We start from the raw sequence: 21,605 nt of genomic DNA on the forward strand, positions 1-21,605 counted from the left end.
CACAGCCAGCCTGCCAACAGATCAGGCGGACACAGAAATTACTATTAAAGGATTTAGAGGAATGAAAAAACTCGTACTCGCTGCCGCTATTGCGGCAGCCATGCCGGTATTGGCTCATGCCGATGTCACCATCTATGGCTCCATCCGTGCTGGCCTGGACAGCATGAAGAGCACCGACACCAGCTTCAAGTCGAGCACTGGTGTGGACGACTTCGCCAGCCGTATCGGCTTCAAGGGTAACGAAGACCTGGGCAATGGCCTGAAAGCGATCTGGCAGGTTGAAACCGGCATGAACGTGGATGGCGTTGCCACCAGCGGCACCGGTGCCGGCACCTTCGCCAACCGTACCAGCTTTGTCGGCGTGGAAGGCGGCTTCGGTAAAGTTCGTCTGGGCTACATCGACGACGTACTGGGCGAAACCGAATCCACCGACAACCTGTACGGCCCGCGTCGCGATGCGAGCACCGGCATTGCCTTCCCTCTGTACGAAGGCACGGATGTATTCGGTGCCTATGGCGATAGCCGCGTGAAAAACGGTGTGCGCTATGACAGCCCGGACCTGAACGGCTTCAATGCCATCGTCCAGCTCGGCTCTGGTGAATCTCAGGTTGCCGGCGGCAAGAAAACCGGCAACACCCTGGGTACCCGTCTGGCCTACGCCAATTCCGGTTTCTTCGGTGCTTACGCCTACATGGCCAAGTACAACACCGTGGCAGACCACAACAGCGGCATTCACCGCGTTGAATTCGGCTATGACGCCAACAATCTGTACCTGGCTGCCACCCTGCAACGCAGCAGCCTGTGGGGCAATGCCTGGGCAACCAATACCGATGGCAGCCAAGCTGTTGCCGGCATCGCCAATACCACCGTTGCCAACACCGGTGCCAACAAGCTGACCAGCAATGTCTGGGCCGTCAATGTTGCCTACACCATTGGCGCCTTCAAGCCGTCCTTCGTCTACTCCAAGCGCAGCAGCGTCAAGGTAGACGGTCAGTCGCAAGACTGGGGTGCCACGCAGTGGGCTGCCGCTCTGGATTACAGCCTGAGCAAGCGCACCATGTTTGAAGCCGGTTACGGTCAGGTGAAAGAAGACAAGGGCGCACAAACTGCAATGGGTTGGGCTCAGGACAAGGCCACCATTACCTGGGTGATGCTGAAGCACAACTTCTAAGCACGGCCCACTGGCTGGTTCCTTTGAAGAAAGTCATTTGCCACCGCACTGCCGCGGTGGCTTTTTTCATTTTGTTCTAATATTGCGCTGCCAATAAAAAACGGAGCCCGCAGGCTCCGTTTGTTTTTCCATCACAGGCAGCACTTATTCGAAGAAATCGCGCAGCTTGTCCATGAAGGATTTGGAACGCGGATTGTGAGTGGCCGCATCGCCCTGGCTGATGGCGTCGAATTCGCGCAGCAGCTCTTTCTGGCGCTCGGTCAGCTTGACCGGGGTTTCCACCACCACATGGCAGTGCAGATCGCCATAATCGGTGCCACGTACCGCCTTCACGCCCTTGCCGCGCAAACGGTATACGCGGCCACTTTGCGTTTCGGCGGCAATCTTCACCTTGGCCATGCCGTCCAGCGTGGGGATCTCAATCTCGCCACCCAGGGCAGCCGTCGCGAAGGAGATGGGCATTTCGCAGTGCAGATCCATGCCATCACGCTGGAACACCGCGTGCTGCTTGATGTGGGTCACTACATACAAATCACCCGACGGCCCGCCATTCTGCCCCGGTTCGCCTTCGCCGGACAGACGAATGCGGTCGCCCTCGTCCACGCCAGCCGGAATCTTCACGTTCAGCGTCTTGTTGGTCTTTTTCTGACCGGCACCATGGCAACTGGTGCAAGGGTCGGTAATCTGCTTGCCGGTACCATGGCAGGTCGGGCAGGTTTGCTGGATGGAGAAGAAGCCCTGGCTCATCCGCACCTGACCATGACCACCGCAGGTGGAGCAGGTCTTGGGCTGGGTGCCCGGTTTGGCACCGGTGCCGTGGCACACTTCGCAATCTTCATGCGAAGGAATGCGGATCTGCTTTTCGCAGCCGCGGGCGGCTTCTTCCAGCGTGATGTCCAGGTTGTAGCGCAGGTCTGCGCCACGATAGACATTGGAACGACCACCACCAGCGCCACCACGGCCACCGCCGAAGATGTCGCTGAAGATATCGGCAAAATCGCCAAAACCGCCAAAGCCGGCACCACCACCGCCAGCACCGGCCTGCGGGTCTACCCCGGCGTGGCCAAACTGGTCGTAGGCGCTGCGCTTCTGGCTGTCAGAGAGGATTTCATACGCCTCTTTGACTTCCTTGAACTTTTCTTCGGCTTCCTTGCTGTCCGGATTACGGTCCGGGTGATACTTCATCGCCAGCTTGCGGTAAGCCTTTTTGATGTCGTCCTCGGAAGCATCGCGATTGACGCCGAGCACATCATAAAAATCTCTTTTGGACATGGTGTTTCACTCTCTGGCCGTGACCAACCGGTACGGCAGGCAATGATCTTCTTAACATGGCAAAGGCACAGAGGCCGGTGGAGCACCCTCCGCCATTCCCTGTGCCTCGTTCAATCAGCAAGCCGCCGGCTTACTTCTTGTCTTTTACTTCTTCGAACTCGGCATCCAGCACATCGCCTTCGTCCTTGGCCTTGCCGGCATCGGCAGCACCCTGGCCAGCTTCAGCCTGCTGAGCCTGGGCGTACATGATTTCGCCCAGCTTCTGGCTGGCCTTGGCCAGTTCTTCGGTCTTGGCTTCGATGACAGCCTTGTCTTCGCCCTTCACCACTTCTTCAGCGGCTTTGACAGCGTCTTCGATCTTGGCCTTTTCAGCCGCGTCGATCTTGTCGCCATGCTCGGACAGGGACTTCTTCACGCTGTGGATCAGGCCTTCTGCCTGGTTACGTGCAGTCACCAGTTCGTGCAGTTTCTTGTCTTCCTCGGCATTGGCTTCGGCATCCTTCACCATGCGCTGGATTTCCTCTTCGGACAAGCCGGAGGAAGCCTGGATGGTGATGTTGGCCTGCTTGCCGCTGGCCTTGTCCTTGGCCGATACGTGCAGGATACCGTTGGCGTCGATGTTGAATTCCACTTCGATCTGCGGAATGCCACGCGGTGCCGGCGGAATGTCACCCAGATTGAACTGACCCAGGCTCTTGTTGGCCGCTGCCTTTTCACGTTCGCCTTGCAGCACGTGGATGGTAACCGCAGTCTGGTTGTCATCCGCCGTGGAGAAGGTTTGCGATGCCTTGGTCGGGATGGTGGTGTTCTTCTGGATCAGCTTGGTCATCACGCCACCCAGGGTTTCGATACCCAGCGACAGCGGTGTCACGTCCAGCAGCAGCACGTCCTTGCGATCGCCGGACAGTACCGAACCCTGAATGGCAGCACCAACGGCCACGGCTTCGTCCGGGTTCACATCCTTGCGCGGTTCCTTGCCAAAGAATTCCTTCACCGCATCCTGTACCTTCGGCATACGGGTCTGGCCACCCACCAGAATCACGTCGGTGATGTCGGACAGGGATACACCAGCGTCCTTCAGGGCAACGCGGCACGGCTCGATGGAGCGGGTAATCAGGTCGTCAACCAGGCTTTCGAACTTGGCACGGGTAATCTTCATGGCCAAGTGCTTCGGACCAGTGGCGTCCATGGTGATGTACGGCAGGTTCACTTCGGTCTGGGTGGCGCTGGACAGCTCGATCTTGGCCTTTTCAGCAGCTTCCTTCAGACGTTGCAGGGCCATTACGTCGTTCTTCAGGTTCACGCCCTGTTCGCGCTGGAACTCGGTCACGATGTAATCGATGATGCGCTGGTCGAAGTCTTCACCACCCAGGAAGGTGTCACCGTTGGTGGACAGCACTTCGAACTGGTGCTCGCCGTCAACGTCGGCGATTTCGATGATGGAAACGTCGAACGTACCACCACCCAGGTCGTATACGGCGATCTTGCGGTCACCTTCCTGCTTGGCCAGGCCAAAGGCCAGCGCAGCAGCGGTCGGTTCGTTGATGATGCGCTTTACTTCCAGACCGGCGATACGGCCGGCATCCTTGGTGGCCTGACGCTGGCTGTCGTTGAAGTAGGCCGGTACGGTAATCACCGCTTCGGTCACTTCTTCACCCAGGTAGTCTTCGGCAGCCTTCTTCATCTTGCGCAGCACTTCTGCGGAGATTTGCGGCGGAGCCAGTTCCTGGTCACGTACCTTCACCCAGGCGTCGCCATTGGAAGCCTTCATGATCTGGAAGGGCATCAGGTCGATGTCTTTTTGCACTTCCTTGTCTTCGAAGCGGCGACCGATCAGGCGCTTGGCTGCGTACAGGGTGTTCTTCGGGTTGGTGACGGCCTGACGCTTGGCCGGTGCACCTACCAGGATTTCGCCATCTTCCATGTAAGCAATGATGGAAGGCGTGGTGCGAGCACCTTCGGCGTTTTCAATCACTTTCGGGTTGCCACCTTCAACTACGGCTACGCAGGAGTTGGTCGTACCCAGGTCAATACCAATGATTTTGCCCATGTTGTATTCCTTTATATCTGAATTCGTTGCGACTACGGCCAGCAAGCTGATAGCCGAGGCCTGTTGCGTTCATAGGTATTGGCTATATGGTCTTTTTCAAGAGCCGGCCAAGAACCTTTTTATGTGTTTCGTGTCAGGCCTTGGCCTTGGCCACGATCACCATGGCCGGACGCAGCGTGCGCTCAGCCAGCTGATAACCTTTTTGCAGCACCCGTAACACCGTATTGGCTTCGGCGTCGGACTCTTCCGCGCTCATCGCCTGGTGTTGATGCGGATCCAGCTTGTCGCCCACTGCCGGGCTGATTTCCTTGATTTGTGCCTTGTCAAAGGCGGCCACCAGCTGCTTGAGGGTCATGTCCACGCCCATTTTCAGGGTGTCGATCTGACCGCTTTGGTCCAGCAGCGCCATTTCCAGGTAGTCCTTTACCGGAACCAGTTCCTGGGCAAACTTGTTGATGGCGTATTTCTGCGTGTTCAGCAGTTCTTCGGCATTGCGGCGACGCAGGTTTTCCTGGTCTGCACGGCTGCGCAGCAGTTGATCCTGCAGATCGGCCACCTGGGCTTCCAGTTCGGCAATGCGCTGTTCCACGGTTTGCTCTACTTGCTGTTCGCTGGCAGCGGCGTTGTTCACGTCCTCAACGACGGCTTCGTTGTTCGTGTTGTTCTGGTTTTCCTGCATGGCAAGACCTCAAAAAAGTCGGCTTTTAACAATGTCCCGACCTCAGATAAGGTCTCTTGCAGGGAATTCAAGTCCTTTGTCTTGCCCCCCGGTAACAGCGCCTGTTACCGGGCCTCACCAGGCTGCGCGTTTTCGGACTTTTGTTTTCGCAACTGCAACAAAATGCGCGCAATATTACCTTCGGTTTTCGCCATGATTGTTATCTTCTGAACATCGGTTTTTTTTCGGTGTTGCACTGCACACAAGCCATTTTTTTTGTGCATATAATGGCTCACACATGCTAAGTGACCCACCCGGAGAGCCGTCAGCCACGGGCATCCGGTGGTCATAAGGGGCAATGGACATAAACCGTTGTCAACAAAATCAGTCCGGAAAAACCGGAATGTCATTTGGCCAGAGGACTGCCGGAATTTACCGGCTCTGCAGAGAAAACTATTCGAGAAGGGTTTGAACATGACTACTCGCGAACAACGTATCGCCGCCATTCAACATGACTGGGACACCAACCCGCGCTGGAAAGGTATCAAGCGTGGTTACACCGCTGCCGACGTAGAGCGTCTGCGTGGTTCGGTACAAGTGGAACACACCCTGGCCCGCCAAGGCGCCGAGAAACTGTGGAACCTGGTCAACAACGAACCCTACATCAACTGTCTGGGCGCGCTGACCGGTGGTCAGGCCATGCAGCAGGTGAAGGCCGGCATCAAGGCCATCTACCTGTCCGGCTGGCAAGTCGCCGCCGACAACAACGAATACTCCGCCATGTACCCGGACCAGTCCCTGTACCCGGTGGACTCCGTGCCGAAGGTGGTAGAGCGCATCAACAACGCCTTCACCCGCGCCGATGAAATCCAGCACTCCAAGGGTGTTGAAAAAGGCCAGCCTGGCTTTGTTGACTACTACGCGCCCATCGTGGCCGATGCCGAAGCCGGTTTCGGCGGCGTGCTGAACGCTTACGAACTGATGAAGGCCATGATCCGCGCCGGTGCCGGTGGCGTTCACTTCGAAGACCAGCTGGCTTCCGTGAAGAAGTGTGGCCACATGGGCGGCAAGGTACTGGTTCCGACCCAGGAAGCCATCCAGAAGCTGATCGCAGCCCGTATGGCTGCTGACGTATACGGCGTGCCGACCCTGGTGATTGCCCGTACCGATGCTGAAGCTGCTGACCTGATCACCAGCGACTACGACGCCAACGACAAGCCTTTCCTGACTGGCGAGCGCACTGCCGAAGGCTTCTACAAGACCAAGAAGGGTCTGGAACAAGCCATCAGCCGCGCCGTGGCCTACGCTGACTACGCCGACCTGGTATGGTGCGAAACCGGCACCCCGGATCTGGAATTTGCCCGCAAGTTCGCTGAAGCCGTTCACGCCAAACACCCGGGCAAACTGCTGGCCTACAACTGCTCGCCGTCCTTCAACTGGAAGAAGAACCTGGACGATGCCACCATCGCCAAGTTCCAGCGCGAACTGGGTGCCATGGGCTACAAATACCAGTTCATCACTTTGGCTGGCATCCACAACATGTGGTACAACATGTACGACCTGGCACAAGACTACGTTGCCCGCGGCATGTCGGCTTATGTTGAGAAGGTACAAGAGCCGGAATTCGCTGCCCGCGAACGTGGCTACACCTTCGTATCGCACCAGCAAGAAGTGGGCACCGGCTACTTCGACGATATCACCACCGTGATTCAAGGCGGCCAATCCAGCGTGACCGCGCTGACCGGCTCCACCGAAGAAGAGCAGTTCCACTAAGCCAGGACAAGAGCTGCATGCCAGCTCTTGTTACCACGCCCGCCAGCCTCGCGCTCGCGGGCGTTTTGTTTTGCTGCTGCAATTTATTAAATCTGGCTAAACAATCAATTCATCAAAAGCGACTAGTCCTGACACGAACAATCACTATACTGAACGCTGCTATTCTTTCTGGCGTGCCGTTCATGGCACCTCACTTACTCCCGACTCATCTGCAGAAAAGGCATACACCATGAGCAAGGTTGTCGTTGTCTATCATTCCGGTTACGGCCATACCCAGCGCGTTGCCCAGCAAGTGGCCGCTGGTGCCAATGCCGAACTCATCGCCATCGATGCTGAAGGCAATGTGCCGGACAGCGCCTGGGATCAACTGGCCGCGGCCGATGCCATTATCTTTGGTGCGCCCACCTATATGGGCAGCCCGAGCTGGCAATTCAAGAAATTTGCCGATGCCACGTCCAAGGCCTGGTTCACCCGTGCTTGGCAAGACAAGGTATTCGGTGGCTTTACCAATAGTGCCAGCCTGAACGGCGACAAGCAGGTTGCCCTGATCACCCTGCAAACCCTGGCTTCGCAACATGGTGGCATCTGGGTCAGCCTGGGCCTGCTGCCGAGCAACACCAAGGCCGCCCAGCGTACCGACATTAACAATCTGGGTGGCTCGGTGGGCCTGCTGGTGCAATCACCGTCTGATGCCAGTGCGGATGAAATCCCGCAGGGTGATCTGGACACCGCCAAGCAATATGGCGCACGCGTGGCTGCCATCGCCGCCAAGCTGCGCGGCTGATTTTTCCGCATTGCAGATACAAAAAAGCCACCTCGCGAGGTGGCTTTTTCTTTGGCAAAGACCAAATCAGGCTTGCTTGTGCAGATGTGAATTCTTGCGCGAGTAGCCGAAGTACACCACCAGGCCAATCACCAGCCACACCACGAAGCACAGCCAGGTGAGCATGGATAGCTGCGCCATCAGGAACACGCAGAAGATGACGGCCAATGCCGGTACATAAGGCACGCCCGGGCAGAGGAATTTGCGCGGCAGGTTCGGCTCGGTCTTGCGCAGCTTGATGATGGCAATGGCAATCAACGAGAAGGCAGCCAGCGTACCGATGTTCACCAGTTCGGCCAGGGTATGCAGCGGGATAAAGCCGGCAATCAGCGCAATGATGGTGCCGATCAGCCAGGTCGCCTTGTACGGCGTACCGTATTTCGGGTTCACTTCGGAGAAGATTTTCGGCAGCAGACCGTCGCGGCTCATGGCAAACAGGATGCGGGTCTGACCGTAGGTCATCACCAGAATCACCGTCAGCATGCCCAGAATGGCACCCAGATCGACGAAACCGGCAAACCAGTCCAGCTTGGCCACTTGCAACGCCAGCGATACCGGGTGGTCGATACCGGCAAACTGCGCATAAGGCACGATGCCGGTCATGATGGCCGACACAATCACATACAGCAGCGAACAGATGGCCAGCGACCAGATCACCCCCTTGGGGATGTCGCGCGCCGGGTCTTTCACTTCTTCGGCTGCACAAGTCACCGCGTCAAAACCCAGGAAGCTGAAAAACACGATGGCCGCGCCGTGGAATACGCCATTCATGCCGTAAGGCAGGGCCGGGCTCCAGTTGACCGGTTTGACATGCCATACGCCAATGGCGATGAACATCAGCACCACCGCCACCTTGATCAGCACCACGATATTGTTGACGCGCTTGGATTCCTTGATGCCAAAGGCCAGCAAGGCGGTGATCAGCATGGCGATGGCAAAGGCCGGCAGGTTGAAGATGGTATCTTTACCCGGCGCAGCACCGGCAGCCGCGGTCAGCGCATCTGGCAGATGAATGCCAAAACCACCCAGCAGGCTCTGGAAATAGCCAGACCAGCCCACCGAAACCGCCGACGATGCCAGCAGGTATTCCAGCATCAGGTCCCAGCCGATGATCCAGGCCACCAGCTCGCCCAGCGTGGCGTAGGCATAGGTATAGGTTGAACCGGAAATCGGCAGCATGGCCGCAAACTCGGCATAGCACAGCGCGGCAAAGCCACATGCCAGTGCTCCGATGACAAACGACAGCACCAGGCCAGGACCGGCCACAGTGGCACCGGTGCCGGTCAGTACGAAAATGCCGGTCCCGATGATGGCACCGATCCCCAGCATGGTCAGGTCGAAAGCCGTCAGCTCCTTGCGAAGCCCTTTGGCGGTCTGGGCAAATTCCAGCATGCCCTGAACGCTCTTCTTGCGCATCAAACTCATGTTCAGACTATCCTGTGTACACCGGTGCCGCCGCCATGTTTGGGCAAGGGGACAACCGGCCTTAGATGATCATACTCAGCCCATCCGCAGCTGCCCTGTCCGTGCCGGTTCGTGACCGGCAACTCAACGCAGAACACTGCCGCGGAAAACGCGCGATCTTACAGGAAGGGGGGAACAGTTCAAGCCAGAAACTTGGACAAAGTGTATCCATTATCCATTCACCACTGATTTCGGCGGCAGGATTTGCCCCCAAATTGTCATACTTTCTGAAAAATCAGCAGTTAATAGCACGTTACCATCATTATTACGGCAGAAATTGCTGCAAAAACGCAATGCCATGCCTATTTGGCATATCCTTGCGCAGAAACAAGCAGTCGCTAAGCAGCAATAAGCCAAGCCCTGCCAATCGGCGTCTCACGCCACATGACAAAGCAAATAAGCCCCCATCGTGCGTGGTCCGTCTTCAGTCCCAATAAGCAGGGGCAGTATAAATCTGGCGTAAATGTTCGATGAAATGCCTGACCCGAGCCGGCAGGAAGCGACGCTGCGGCACCACGGCATACACCGGATAATCCGGCGAGGCAAACTGATCCAGCACGGTAACCAGCCGCCCTTCTGACAGGTCATCCTTCACCTCCCACAAGGAGCGCCAGGCCAGTCCCAGTCCCTGCAATGCCCAGTCGTGTAGTACCGCTCCATCATTACATTCCTGCCGTCCTGATACGCGCAGATTAATCAGTACGCCATCGCGTTCGAAGCTCCAGCCCCGACTCTGACTTTCCCCCAGTGACAGGCAGTTGTGCTGGGCCAGTTCTTCCAGCGTATGTGGAATGCCGTAGCGCGCCAGATAGGCGGGCGACGCCACCACCACGCGGCGGTTTTCCGCCAGACGCATGGCCACCAGCGAGGAGTCGGCCAAATCAGAAATGCGGATGGCACAGTCGATACGCTCGCGCTGCAAATCGATCAGCCGATCGGACAAATCCAGCGTCACGCGAATATCCGGATGCGCCTGCTGGAAAGTTGCAATATGGGGAGCCACGTGACGCCGCCCAAAACCGGCCGGAGCGGATATCCGCAGATGACCGCGCGCCCTGCCACTGCCGGAGGCAACCGCCGCCTCGGCCTCGGACAGCTCGGCCAGAATGCGCTGGCAATCTTCAAAAAAGGCCGAACCTTCCTGCGTCAGGGTCACGCGGCGCGTAGTGCGCACCAGCAGCTTCACCCCCAGCCGCTCCTCCAGCGCATCCAGACGGCGACCTATCATGGCAGCCACTACCCCCTGCTGGCGGGCGGCAGCGGACAGGCTGCCATGATTGACCACCGCCACAAAGGTTTCCAACTGTTTCAGCTCACTCATTACCTACTCAAAAGTAAAAGATGTTATGCCTATTTATGCATTTTTTTTTACTGTTTGGCTAGATACACTGCTGTCATCGCATTGCAGCATTTTGATGAATCCAGGCGGCAGCCTGCCGTCGCAACGCAATTCACTTCAGGAGCAAGCATATGGCCGTCACCCTTCCGCAAGGCGTGGAAATCCTCGCCCCGCTGACCCCGGCGTTTGAAGAAATCCTCACCACCGAAGCCCTGGCCTTTGTTGCCAAGCTGCACCGCCAGTTTGAAGGCCGCCGCCGTGAGCTGATTGCCGCCCGCGTGGTACGCCAGGCGGAACTGGATGCCGGCAAACTGCCTGACTTCCTGCCGGAAACCGCCGCCATCCGCGCTGGCGACTGGAAAATTGCCCCGCTGCCGCAAGACCTGCTGGACCGCCGCGTGGAAATCACCGGCCCGGTTGATCGCAAAATGATGATCAATGCACTGAACTCCGGTGCCAAGAGCTTCATGGCCGACTTCGAGGACTCCAACTGTCCGAGCTGGGAAAACCAGATCAGCGGCCAGATCAACGTCCGCGATGCGTATCGCAAGACCATTTCCTTTGCCAACCCGGACGGCAAGCAATACAAGCTGAACGACACCATTGCCACCCTGATCCTGCGTCCGCGCGGCTGGCACCTGATGGAAAAGCACGTCACCGTGGATGGCGAGATTGTCTCCGGCGCACTGTTCGACTTCGCCTTGTCCTTCTTCCACAATATTGCCTACCTGCAAACCGTGGGCAGCGCCACCTATTACTATCTGCCCAAGATGGAAGGCCATCTGGAAGCGCGCCTGTGGAACGATGTGTTCGTGTTTGCCCAGAAGGAACTGGGTATCCCGCAAGGCACCATCAAGGCCACCGTGCTGATTGAAACCATCCTCGCTGCCTTCGAGATGGACGAAATCCTCTACGAACTGCGCGAACACAGCTCCGGTCTGAATGCCGGTCGCTGGGACTACATCTTCAGCTGCATCAAGAAGTTCAAGCAGAATCGCGACTTCTGCCTGGCCAACCGTGCACAGATCACCATGACCGTGCCCTTCATGCGTGCCTATGCCCTGCTGCTGCTCAAAACCTGCCACCAGCGCAATGCGCCGGCCATTGGCGGCATGGCGGCACTGATTCCGATCAAGAACGATCCGGTGGCCAATGAAAAGGCGCTGGGCGGGGTGAAGGCCGACAAGGACCGCGATGCCACCGACGGCTACGACGGCGGCTGGGTTGCCCATCCGGGCCTGGTGCCGATTGCCAACGAGGCCTTCAGCCGCGTGCTGGGTGATGCGCCCAACCAGATTGCCAAGCAGCGTCCGGATGTGAATGTCACCGCCGCCGACCTGCTGAATTTCCAGCCGGAAGCGCCGATCACCGAAGCCGGCCTGGCCATGAACATCAATGTGGGCATCCAGTATCTGGGCTCATGGATTTCCGGCAACGGCTGCGTGCCCATCCACAACCTGATGGAAGATGCCGCCACCGCAGAAATCTCCCGCTCGCAGATCTGGCAATGGATCCGCAGCCCCAAGGGCGTGCTGGAAGATGGCCGCAAGGTGACGGTGGAACTGTTCCGCGAACTGCAAGCCGCCGAAGTGGCCAAGCTCAAGGCGGAATACGGCAATCGCTGGACCAAGCAGTACGAGGACGCAGCCAGCATGTTCGACCATCTGACCACCTCGGATGACTTTGTCGAGTTCCTCACCCTGCCGGGTTACGACTACATCGACTAAAGACAAGGTACAAAATAGGGCATTGACCCTGAGGCAAGGCGCGCCGACGTAGACAGTACATTGAGTACGGCAAGGAGGCGCAACGCAGCAGCAGGGTTTTGTAGGCTCTGAACGATCGATCCAATGGTTGGCAATTTGCCAGCTTACACTCATGCGGCCCGTGATCCGGGCCGCTTTTTTTTCGCCTGCCGGGCGATCGGGCAACTTCCTGTCTCCAACATCCAATCTCAGCCATTTTATTGCGCAACGCAACAAGAAAAATCTTTGGTATTGGAATAAAATTGCGCGAAATATTCATTTTCCAAAAAAATCTATCCTGACTCACAAGGAATTGCCATGTCCCTACGCCATCGCCAACTGCTGGCTGCCGCTGCAGCCGTGCTCTCCCTGTCTGCTTCCGCAGCCGAACTCAAGTCGGTTGCCATTACGGCCATTGTCGATCACCCGGCGCTGGATGCCGCCCGCAAAGGGGTGACTGACCAACTGAAAGCCGAGGGTTTTGGTGAGGACAAGGTCAAGGTGCAGTATCAAAGCGCGCAGGGCAACCCGGCCACTGCCGGCCAGATTGCCCGCAAGTTCGTCGGCGACAAACCTGACGTCGCCGTGGCCATTGCCACACCGTCGGCCCAGGCACTGGTTGCCGCCAGCAAAACCCTGCCCATCGTGTTTACCGCTGTTACTGACCCGGTGGCAGCCAAGCTGGTGAGCAGCTGGAAAGCCAACGGCACCAATGTAACCGGCGTTTCCGACATGCTGCCGCTGGGCCCGCAGGTGGACCTGATCCTGAAGGTGAAACCGGGTGCCAAGCGCATCGGCATGGTGTTCAGCCCGGGTGAAGTCAACTCCACCATTGTGGTGAAGGAATTAAAAGCCGAACTGGCCAAGCGCGGCATGAGCCTGGTGGAAGCCCCGGCACCGCGCACCGTGGACGTGGCGCCGGCAGCCAAGAGCCTGATCGGCAAGGTTGACGCCATCTACACCAGCACCGACAACAATGTGGTGTCCACCTACGAATCGCTGGTGGCCGTGGCCAATCAGGCCAAGCTGCCGCTGATTGCCTCGGATACCGACTCGGTGAAACGCGGTGCCATCGCCGCCTTGGGCATGAACTACTACGATATGGGGCGTCAGACCGGCAAGATCGTGGTACGCATCCTGAAGGGTGAAAAGCCGGGTGCCATCGCTCCGGAAGTTGGCAGCAAGCTGAGCCTGACCGTGAACCCGTCTGCCGCCATGAAGCAAGGCGCCCCGCTGTCCGCCGCCCTGCTGAAAGAAGCGCAGAACACGATCAAGTAAGCTGCTCCCAGCCTGACCGCCCAGATGCCATGCCTGCCATCTGGGCGTTTTCCGTATCCACAGCCCGGCCTCACCCAGGCCAGGCTTGCCGGCCCCCACCCCGACGGGCCGGCATGTTGCAGAGGTGTTCATGTCCCTGATTTCACTGATGGGCGCGCTGGAAATCGGCCTGATCTTTGCCCTCGTCGCACTGGGCGTGCTGATTTCCTTCCGCCTGCTCAATTTTCCCGACCTTACCGCCGACGGCAGTTTCCCGCTGGGCGGTGCCGTGGCTGCCGTGCTGATTGCCGGTGGCCATGACCCGTGGCTGGCTTGCGGCCTGGCCGCCATTGCCGGTGCCGCCGCCGGCTGGCTCACCGCCTGGCTCAATGTGCGTCTGGGCATCTTGCAATTGCTGGCCAGCATTCTGGTGATGATTGCGCTCTATTCCATCAATCTGCGCATCATGGGCGCACCCAATATCGCGCTGATCGGCCTGCCCACCGTATTCACTCCCTTCATCAGCACGGTGAATGACAACGCCTGGCTGATTCAGCCTGCTGTGCTGGCGGTCATAGTGGTAATCGCCAAGCTGTTGCTGGATGCCTTCTTCGCCTCGGAAACCGGCCTCGCGCTGCGCGCCACCGGTGCCAACCCGCGCATGGCACGGGCCCAAGGCATCTCCACCGACCGCATGACCCTGGCCGGCATGGCCCTGTCCAATGCGCTGATTGCACTGGCCGGTGCGCTATACGTGCAAACCCAGGGCGGTGCCGACATCTCCATGGGCATCGGCACCATTGTGGTGGGCCTCGCCGCCGTCATCATCGGTGAAACCCTGCTGCCGCCACGCACACTATGGCTGGTGACACTGGCCACTGTGCTGGGCGCACTGCTCTACCGCCTGCTGATCGCCCTGGCGCTGAATGCCGATTTCATCGGCCTGCAAGCGCAAGACCTGAACCTGATTACCGCCGTGCTGGTGGGCCTGGCGCTGGTACTGCCCAAGATCAAAGGCAAGCTGCGCAACAAGCAAGGAGGAAAATCCGCATGATGCGCGCCGACAATCTGTTCAAAACCTTTAATCCCGGCACACCGCTGGAAAACCCGGTGCTGCGCGGCCTGTCGCTCACCATCGAGTCCGGCCAGTTCGTCACCGTGATTGGCAGCAATGGTGCTGGTAAATCCACTTTTCTGAATGCCATCAGCGGTGACATCAGCCCGGACAGCGGCAGCCTGTTCATTGACGGGCAGGATGTCACCCGCCAGTCAGCCTGGCAGCGTGCGGCACTGGTAGCCCGCGTGTTTCAGGACCCGCTGGCCGGTACCTGCGAAGGGCTCACCATTGAAGAAAACCTGGCACTGGCCATGCAGCGCGGCCAGGGACGCGGCCTGTCGCGCGCGGTCAAGGCCAGTTATCGCGCAGCCTTCCGCGACAAGCTGGCCACCCTCAAGCTGGGCCTGGAAAACCGCCTGGGCGACCGCATGGGCCTGCTCTCCGGCGGTCAGCGCCAGGCTGTCAGCCTGCTGATGGCCTCCTTGCAGCCTTCCCGCCTGCTGCTGCTGGATGAGCACACCGCCGCGCTCGACCCGAAAACCGCAGCCTTCGTGCTGGAGCTGACCGACCGCATCGTGACCGAGAACAAGCTGACCGCCCTGATGGTGACCCACTCCATGCGCCAGGCGCTGGATCACGGCCATCGCACCGTCATGCTGCACCAAGGCCGCGTGGTACTGGATGTCAGCGGCGACAGCCGCAGCCGCATGGATGTGCCCGATCTGCTGGCCATGTTCGAGCAGACGCGTGGCGAAAAGCTGGACGACGACGCGCTGTTGCTGGGCTAAGCCCTGTCCCCGTGCCGGTTGCTGCACACCAGCCGGCACGGGCCTGCCACGCTCAGTGGCCAATTCCTAGCCAGATATGCGAACCTTCTGCATCAGCCCCGCTCAAACGCCTGTTTGCTTATCTTTGCAGGAGTCCGCATGAAAACCACGCTTATTCCCTCCCTGATGGCAGCCAGCCTGCTCATCGCGCCGGCCCTGGCCAAGGCAGCCGATGGCATCGAACTGCGCCTGTCAGGCTCAGCCCAGCAAGAAGTCGCCAACGACCAGTTGCAAGCCACGCTCTACCTGCAGGAAAAAAGCGAGCAGCCCGCCACGCTGGCCAATCGCCTGAACAAGGGCATTGCCCAGGGCATGGCACTTGGCAAGAAATATCCGCTGGTGGACGTCAGCAGTGGCAGCTATAACAGTTGGCCCAGCTACGACAAGAACGGCAAGATCCAAGGCTGGCAAGGCCGGGCCGAAATCCGCCTGAAAAGCCGGGATATGACCCAGGCTGCCGAGCTGGTAGCACAGCTACAAAAAACCATGCTGCTGGAAGGCGTGCAGTTCACCGTCTCCGATACAGCCCGCCGCGCTGCGGAAAAAGCCATGATCCCGGCAGCATTGGCCGAAATGCAGGCACAAGCCAATATCACGGCGCAAACCCTGGGCAAAAGCCGTATCTCCATCAAGGAGCTGGAGTTTGGCAATGCCGCGCCAGCATTCCGGCCGCCCATGCTGATGCGCGCTGCCGTCGCGCCCATGGCCAAGGAAGCCGATGTGGCACAGCCAGACTGGCAACCCGGCCAAAGCCAGTTGCAACTCACCATCAATGGCAAGATTGAGCTCAACTAGCCCTTTATGCCACCGCGACCTTGCGCTACAGTAAGCAACACAACGGGCTGAATACATCAGCCCGCTTTTACGACCCGCCGAGCACTCTACCACCATGAAACTGATTGCCTCCTACACCAGTCCGTATGCCCGCAAGGTACGCATCGTACTGGCCGACAAGAAGATTGATTGCCCGCTGGAAGAGGACATGCCGTGGAATCCGGACAGCCAGGTCCCGCATTACAACCCTCTGGGCAAAGTCCCGGTGCTGGAGCTGGATGACGGCAGCACCCTGTTCGATTCGCGGGTCATCGTGGAATATCTGGACAATATCTCGCCAGTGGCCCGTCTGCTGCCACAGGAAAACCGCCGTCTGATCAATACCCGGCGCTGGGAAGCACTGGCCGATGGCATTACCGATGCTGCAGTCGCCATTGTGCTGGAACAACGCCGGCCGGCAGACAAGCAGATGCCGGAGTGGATTGCGCGCCAGCAGGACAAGATTGACCGCGGCCTTGCCGCCATGTCGTCGGATCTGGCAGAACGCCAATGGTGTAATGGGGAAAGCTATAGCCTTGCCGATATTGCCGTCGGCTGCTGCCTGGGCTACCTGGACTTCCGCTTTCCGGCCATCGACTGGCGCGAACGCCACCCCAATCTGGCCAATCTGCTGGAACGGTTGTCCACCCGCCAATCCTTCATCGATACCCTGCCACCGGCAGTCTGAGCAAGGCACACCAAAACCGGGGTAATCCCGGTTTTTTATTTCGCTCACCACCACACTCATCACTGCCGTGGTGCCAGCATGATGATGGCCATGCCAGCCAAGGCCAGCGTGGCACCCAGCACGTCCCATAGTCCGGGCCGCACGCCATCAACCACCCACAGCCATAACAAGGCCACCACCACATAGACACCGCCGTAAGCGGCATAGACCCGCCCGGCCGCTGCCGGATGCAAGGTCAGCAGCCAGACAAACAGCAGCAGTGAAAGCGCTGCTGGCACTAATAAATAGACTGAACCCTGCTGTTTCAGCCACAGCCAGGGCAGATAGCAGCCGGTAATCTCGGCCAGCGCGGTCAGAGCAAACAGCAATAACAATTTCAAACCAGTCACAGGCATTTCCTTACATCTGCAGCCATGTACTATGGCACAAGCCCGCCAAGAGCTAGGCCAGCCCACGCTGATACAGCGCCACTTCCTCGGCCATCCAGCCAGCAAAATCACGCTGCTTGAGTAAAGAGCTTTCGCGTTGCGGCCATACCAGCCAGTGTGGATAGGGATAAGGCACCACAATATCACTCAGCTGTACCAGCATGCCGGACTTCAATCCGGCATCCACCAGGCTGCGGCGCTCCAGCGCCACGCCCATTCCCTGCTGCACCGCCTGCAATACCAGATTGGAATCATTAATCCACAGCCCAGCTTGTGACGGTTCTTCCACTCCGGCTGCCTGACACCAGCCCATCCAGCTTTCCACGGTGCGAACCACCGGCCCGGCAACAATCTCAGCGGGAGTCCGTGGCAGTTTGCCCTGCCGGAAACCAGGCGCAGCCACCACCACCAACTCATCATCAAACAAATGTTGCTGCTGCAAGCCCTCCCAACCGCCCTGCCCCATGCGCACACCGATATCCACCAGCCCCTGACGCAAATCCTGAATATCCAGACTGGCACGCAGGCTGATGCGATATTGCGGGAAACGCACCTGAAAACGGGGTAAGCGCGGCAACAGCCAGTGCGCACCAAAGGAAGGCATGACCGCCACCACCAGCTCGCCATCCCGCGGGCGCGCCTGAATCAAACGTGTAGCTTCGGTTAACTCGGTCAGCCCGATACGCACTTGCAGTGCATACAGCCGTCCATCCTCGGTCAGGCGCAGTCCTCGGCCTTCCCGGACAAACAACACCACACCCAGCATGTCCTCAAGCTGGCGTATTTGCTGGCTGATGGCCGAATGCGTCACATGCAGCTCGCTGGCTGCCTGCGTAACACTACCCAGTCGGGCGAGTGCTTCGAAACTGCGTAGCGCAGATAGGGGTGGTAAAGGTCTCATGTAAGAAAAACTAACATGAATTCCAAATAAATATCAATTTTCAGCAGCAACCGCACAACTTATAGTGAACTCACCCCCACGAAAGGAGATGACCATGTCCCACTCATTAAGGCTGGAACTGGCAAAAGGTGAACTGCTGGTGATGCAACTATCCCGCCCCTGCCAGATCGTTGCCCGTAGCGGCGCGCACTGGCTGACGATTGACGGCCAGGACATCTGCCTGCAAGGTGGAGACTCAGTACAGCTCCCTGCCGGCAAGCTGCTGCTGGAAGGACATGGCCAGCTGGAAATGCGCCCCGCCACCAATACCCCTCAATGCAGCTGGCTAAGCATTGCCAGCCATTTTCAAACCGCTTGAACAGGAAGGCAGATCATGCAACTGATTGGCATGCTGGACTCCCCCTATGTGCGCCGTGTTGCCATCAGCATGCGCTTGATGGGGATTCCGTTTACCCATCGCGCGGTATCGGTATTCCGCCATCTGGCGGAATTTCAAGCCATCAATCCGGTGGTAAAGGCCCCCACCCTGATTCTGGATGATGGCAGCACGCTGATGGACTCCACCCTGATTCTGGATTATCTGGACAGCTTGCATCCGGAGCGCAGCCTGATGCCCAAGACCCTGCCACAGCGGCAACGCACGCTGCGCTTGCTGGGACTGACCCTGGCGGCAATGGAAAAAAGTGTACAACTGGCCTACGAGCAGAACTTGCGGCCCGAGGACAAACGACATCTACCCTGGCAGGAACGGATCAGCGCCCAGTTGCTGGCCGCCTATGGCTTGCTGGAAAAGGAGCTGACTATTGAAGCGCTGTCTTCCACACCACTAGACCAGGCAGGGATCAGTATCGCCGTGGCCTGGCGCTTCAGCCGTGAGCTACTGCCACAGCAATTGGTCTGGGACGATTTTCCGCTGCTGCAGCAATGGAGCACACAAGCCGAGGCCCTGCCAGCCTTTGTGGCCACACCCTTTGAGTAAGCTATTCCCCGGGCGGCTCCTGCGATTCCAGTTGCAATAGCAGCGACAGCCGCTGCTCACGCGCCACCTGCTGCCACGGCTGATCATCCAGCGCACCTTGCAGCGCCCACAACAAGTTGAGGCTGGCCTGGGGATGGTGTTGTTTCACCAAACGATAGCTGGCTACTGCACCGTAATGGACCAACTGTGCGAACGTGACAATACCGGCATCGTTCAGCATCCGCCGTGATGCCGGCCCCAGGTTGCGCCAAGGTTTACTCATGACCGCTCCTTTGCCACGCTGATGAATGAAAACCGCCCCAGATACGCGGCAAGCCGGTTATCTGGGGCGGTTTCAGTGTACAGCGGATCGTGGGCTTAGGCGGACAGTTCCAGCAGCAGCTTGTTGATACGTTTGACAAAAGTAGCCGGGTCTTCCAGCTTGCCGCCCTCGGCCAGCAAGGCTTGGTCGTACAGCACCTGGGCCAGATCGGCCGCACGTCCAGCGTCCGACTCTTCGGCCAGACGCTTCACCAGTACATGCTCCGGGTTGATCTCCAGCGTAGGTTTGCTGGCTTCCACCTTCTGGCCGGCAGCCTTCAGCATGCGTTCCAGGTGGGCACTCATATCGTGTTCACCCGCAACCAGGCAGGCCGGGCTATCGGTCAGGCGCGCGGTGGCGCGCACTTCCTTCACCTTGTCGCCCAAGGCAGTTTGCACTTTTTCCACCACCGGTTTGGCGGCTTCTTCAGCCTGCTTTTGGGCTTCCTTGTCGGCTTCGTCCTCCAGTGCGCCCAGGTCCAGTTCGCCTTTGGCCACCGACTGCAAGGATTTGCCATCAAATTCAAACAAGGAACCGACCACCCATTCGTCCACACGGTCGGTCAGCAACAGCACCTCCACGCCCTTCTTCTTGAACACTTCCAGATGCGGGCTGTTGCGCGCCGCAGCCAGCGTATCGGCGGTGATGTAGTAGATCTTGTCCTGACCTTCTTTCATGCGGCCGATATAGTCGCTCAGGCTGACAGTCGGCTCATCGCTTTCCACCGTGCTGGAAGCAAAGCGCAACAGCTTGGCGATACGCTCCTTGTTGGCATGGTCTTCGCCCACGCCTTCTTTCAGCACCTGGCCGAACTCTTTCCAGAATGCGGCGTATTTTTCCGGCTGATTGCTGGCCAGATCTTCCAGCAAGCCCAGCACTTTCTTAACACAACCGGCGCGAATGGCATCGATATCCTTGCTTTCCTGCAAGATTTCGCGCGAAACATTCAGTGGCAGATCATTGCTGTCGATCACCCCGCGCACAAAGCGCAGGTATTGCGGCATCAGCTTGTCGCTGTCTTCCATGATGAACACGCGACGCACATACAGCTTGATGCCCTGCTTGCGCTCGCGGTCCCACATGTCGAACGGTGCGCGGGCCGGGATGTATAGCAGTTCGGTGTATTCCTGACGACCTTCGACGCGGGCATGGCTCCAGGCCAGCGGGTCGGCAAAATCATGCGCCACGTGCTTGTAAAACTCGATGTACTGCTCGTCGCTGATTTCGCCCTTGCTGCGGGTCCACAAGGCCGAAGCGGCATTGACGGCTTCAAGCTCATCGCTTTCAATCACTTCGCCATTTTCGCCGTAGCTATTGCCCTTCTTCATCAGAATCGGGATGGAGATGTGATCGGAGTAAGTACGCACGATACGCTTGAGTGCCCAGTCGGCCAACAGCTCGTCTTCGCCTTCCTTCAAGTGCAGTACGATGTCAGTACCGCGGCCGGCTTTTTCCACCTGTTCCAGCGTGTACTCACCCTCGCCCTGGGATTCCCAGCGAACACCTTCGCTGGCGGCTGCACCGGCACGGCGGGTGGTCAGGCTCACCTTGTCGGCCACAATAAAGGCCGAGTAAAAGCCGACACCAAACTGGCCAATCAGATTGGCATCCTTCTTGGAGTCGCCAGACAACTGTTCGAAGAATGCCTTGGTGCCAGACTTGGCGATGGTGCCGATATTGGCAATCACCTCGTCGCGACTCATGCCGATACCATTGTCGGAAATGGTGATGGTGCGGGCTTCCTTGTCAAAGCTGACGGTAATCTTCAGCTCGGCATCATTCTCAAACAACTCGGGCTTGGCCAGACCTTCAAAACGCAGTTTGTCGGCAGCATCCGATGCATTGGAGATGAGTTCTCGCAGGAAGATCTCCTTGTTGGAGTACAAGGAGTGGATCATCAGGTGAAGCAGTTGCTTGACTTCGGTCTGAAAGCCCAAGGTTTCTTTCTGTGCGCTCATAGTCTCTATTCATCAGTAGTTGGGTAACAGTGAGCAGACAGATAGGGACAAGCCAGCCGATTTCAATACCCTTTCTCACACAGGGGGTGAGTGACATCGTT

20 protein-coding genes are annotated in these 21,605 nt (G+C 58.3%); 11 read left to right on the top strand and 9 right to left on the bottom strand.

Annotated features, from left to right (window positions below):
• The first annotated feature begins 61 nt into the window (after window positions 1-61).
• Window positions 62-1,171: a porin gene (locus DLM_RS15205; RefSeq protein WP_089085644.1), complete on the top strand. Its 1,110-nt coding sequence runs from the start codon at window positions 62-64 to the stop codon at window positions 1,169-1,171.
• Between the two features lie 144 nt (window positions 1,172-1,315).
• Here the strand turns inward: DLM_RS15205 and dnaJ are convergent, their stop codons facing one another.
• From dnaJ to grpE, 3 genes are all read right to left on the bottom strand, one after another.
• Window positions 1,316-2,443 (bottom strand): molecular chaperone DnaJ, encoded by a 1,128-nt coding sequence (gene dnaJ / locus DLM_RS15210; RefSeq protein ID WP_089085643.1) that lies wholly within the window; start codon window positions 2,441-2,443, stop codon window positions 1,316-1,318.
• Window positions 2,444-2,573: 130 nt separating this feature from the next.
• A complete protein-coding gene (gene dnaK / locus DLM_RS15215) occupies window positions 2,574-4,493 on the bottom strand; it encodes a molecular chaperone DnaK (protein WP_089085642.1) in 1,920 nt (639 codons plus the stop codon).
• Window positions 4,494-4,626: 133 nt separating this feature from the next.
• Complete coding sequence (gene grpE, locus DLM_RS15220) at window positions 4,627-5,172, bottom strand: nucleotide exchange factor GrpE (protein WP_089085641.1); 546 nt, start codon at window positions 5,170-5,172, stop codon at window positions 4,627-4,629.
• Window positions 5,173-5,625: 453 nt separating this feature from the next.
• On the opposite strand from grpE, the gene aceA reads away from it, so the two are divergent.
• Window positions 5,626-6,924, top strand: coding sequence for an isocitrate lyase (aceA, locus tag DLM_RS15230; protein WP_045847570.1), 1,299 nt, complete (start codon window positions 5,626-5,628; stop codon window positions 6,922-6,924).
• A gap of 229 nt (window positions 6,925-7,153) precedes the next feature.
• On the top strand, window positions 7,154-7,708 hold the full coding sequence (locus tag DLM_RS15235; RefSeq protein WP_089085639.1) for a flavodoxin family protein: 555 nt from the start codon (window positions 7,154-7,156) through the stop codon (window positions 7,706-7,708).
• Between the two features lie 66 nt (window positions 7,709-7,774).
• On the opposite strand, the gene DLM_RS15240 is transcribed toward DLM_RS15235, so the two are convergent.
• Entirely contained in the window at window positions 7,775-9,172 is a 1,398-nt protein-coding gene (locus tag DLM_RS15240; protein ID WP_089085638.1) for an amino acid permease, read from the bottom strand.
• A 463-nt stretch (window positions 9,173-9,635) separates the two neighbouring features.
• Window positions 9,636-10,532 carry a LysR family transcriptional regulator gene (locus DLM_RS15245; RefSeq protein WP_089085637.1) on the bottom strand — a complete coding sequence of 299 codons (897 nt, stop codon included), beginning with the start codon at window positions 10,530-10,532 and terminating at the stop codon, window positions 9,636-9,638.
• 149 nt (window positions 10,533-10,681) lie between these two features.
• Between DLM_RS15245 and aceB the strand changes: the two genes are divergently transcribed.
• From aceB to DLM_RS15275, 6 genes are all read left to right on the top strand, one after another.
• Window positions 10,682-12,277, top strand: a complete 1,596-nt coding sequence (gene aceB / locus DLM_RS15250; protein ID WP_089085636.1) for a malate synthase A — start codon at window positions 10,682-10,684, stop codon at window positions 12,275-12,277.
• Between the two features lie 336 nt (window positions 12,278-12,613).
• Window positions 12,614-13,573 (top strand): ABC transporter substrate-binding protein, encoded by a 960-nt coding sequence (locus DLM_RS15255; protein WP_089085635.1) that lies wholly within the window; start codon window positions 12,614-12,616, stop codon window positions 13,571-13,573.
• Between the two features lie 130 nt (window positions 13,574-13,703).
• A complete protein-coding gene (locus tag DLM_RS15260; RefSeq protein ID WP_045847576.1) occupies window positions 13,704-14,606 on the top strand; it encodes an ABC transporter permease in 903 nt (300 codons plus the stop codon).
• Window positions 14,603-15,397, top strand: a complete 795-nt coding sequence (locus tag DLM_RS15265; protein WP_089085634.1) for an ABC transporter ATP-binding protein — start codon at window positions 14,603-14,605, stop codon at window positions 15,395-15,397. Before DLM_RS15260 ends, DLM_RS15265 begins: the two co-directional genes overlap by 4 nt.
• A gap of 138 nt (window positions 15,398-15,535) precedes the next feature.
• Entirely contained in the window at window positions 15,536-16,231 is a 696-nt protein-coding gene (locus DLM_RS15270) for an SIMPL domain-containing protein (RefSeq protein ID WP_089085633.1), read from the top strand.
• 94 nt (window positions 16,232-16,325) lie between these two features.
• Window positions 16,326-16,937 (top strand): glutathione S-transferase, encoded by a 612-nt coding sequence (locus DLM_RS15275; RefSeq protein ID WP_089085632.1) that lies wholly within the window; start codon window positions 16,326-16,328, stop codon window positions 16,935-16,937.
• A 59-nt stretch (window positions 16,938-16,996) separates the two neighbouring features.
• Here the strand turns inward: DLM_RS15275 and DLM_RS15280 are convergent, their stop codons facing one another.
• Both DLM_RS15280 and DLM_RS15285 read right to left on the bottom strand, forming a co-directional pair.
• Window positions 16,997-17,326 carry a YnfA family protein gene (locus DLM_RS15280; protein WP_231959865.1) on the bottom strand — a complete coding sequence of 110 codons (330 nt, stop codon included), beginning with the start codon at window positions 17,324-17,326 and terminating at the stop codon, window positions 16,997-16,999.
• A gap of 52 nt (window positions 17,327-17,378) precedes the next feature.
• Window positions 17,379-18,266, bottom strand: a complete 888-nt coding sequence (locus DLM_RS15285; RefSeq protein WP_089085631.1) for a LysR substrate-binding domain-containing protein — start codon at window positions 18,264-18,266, stop codon at window positions 17,379-17,381.
• A gap of 94 nt (window positions 18,267-18,360) precedes the next feature.
• Here DLM_RS15285 and DLM_RS15290 point away from each other — a divergent pair, with 94 nt between their 5' ends.
• Window positions 18,361-18,624, top strand: a complete 264-nt coding sequence (locus DLM_RS15290; RefSeq protein ID WP_167467136.1) for a DUF2917 domain-containing protein — start codon at window positions 18,361-18,363, stop codon at window positions 18,622-18,624.
• 15 nt (window positions 18,625-18,639) lie between these two features.
• Window positions 18,640-19,245, top strand: a complete 606-nt coding sequence (locus DLM_RS15295) for a glutathione S-transferase family protein (protein WP_089085629.1) — start codon at window positions 18,640-18,642, stop codon at window positions 19,243-19,245.
• Window position 19,246: 1 nt separating this feature from the next.
• Here the strand turns inward: DLM_RS15295 and DLM_RS15300 are convergent, their stop codons facing one another.
• Together DLM_RS15300 and htpG are read right to left on the bottom strand one after the other, a co-directional pair.
• Window positions 19,247-19,507: a TfoX/Sxy family protein gene (locus tag DLM_RS15300; protein ID WP_089085628.1), complete on the bottom strand. Its 261-nt coding sequence runs from the start codon at window positions 19,505-19,507 to the stop codon at window positions 19,247-19,249.
• A gap of 95 nt (window positions 19,508-19,602) precedes the next feature.
• Window positions 19,603-21,504, bottom strand: a complete 1,902-nt coding sequence (htpG, locus tag DLM_RS15305) for a molecular chaperone HtpG (protein ID WP_089085627.1) — start codon at window positions 21,502-21,504, stop codon at window positions 19,603-19,605.
• Window positions 21,505-21,605: the final 101 nt, after the last annotated feature.

The organism is Aquitalea magnusonii (assembly GCF_002217795.2).
In the GTDB taxonomy this organism is placed as follows: Bacteria; Pseudomonadota; Gammaproteobacteria; order Burkholderiales; family Chromobacteriaceae; genus Aquitalea; species Aquitalea magnusonii_B.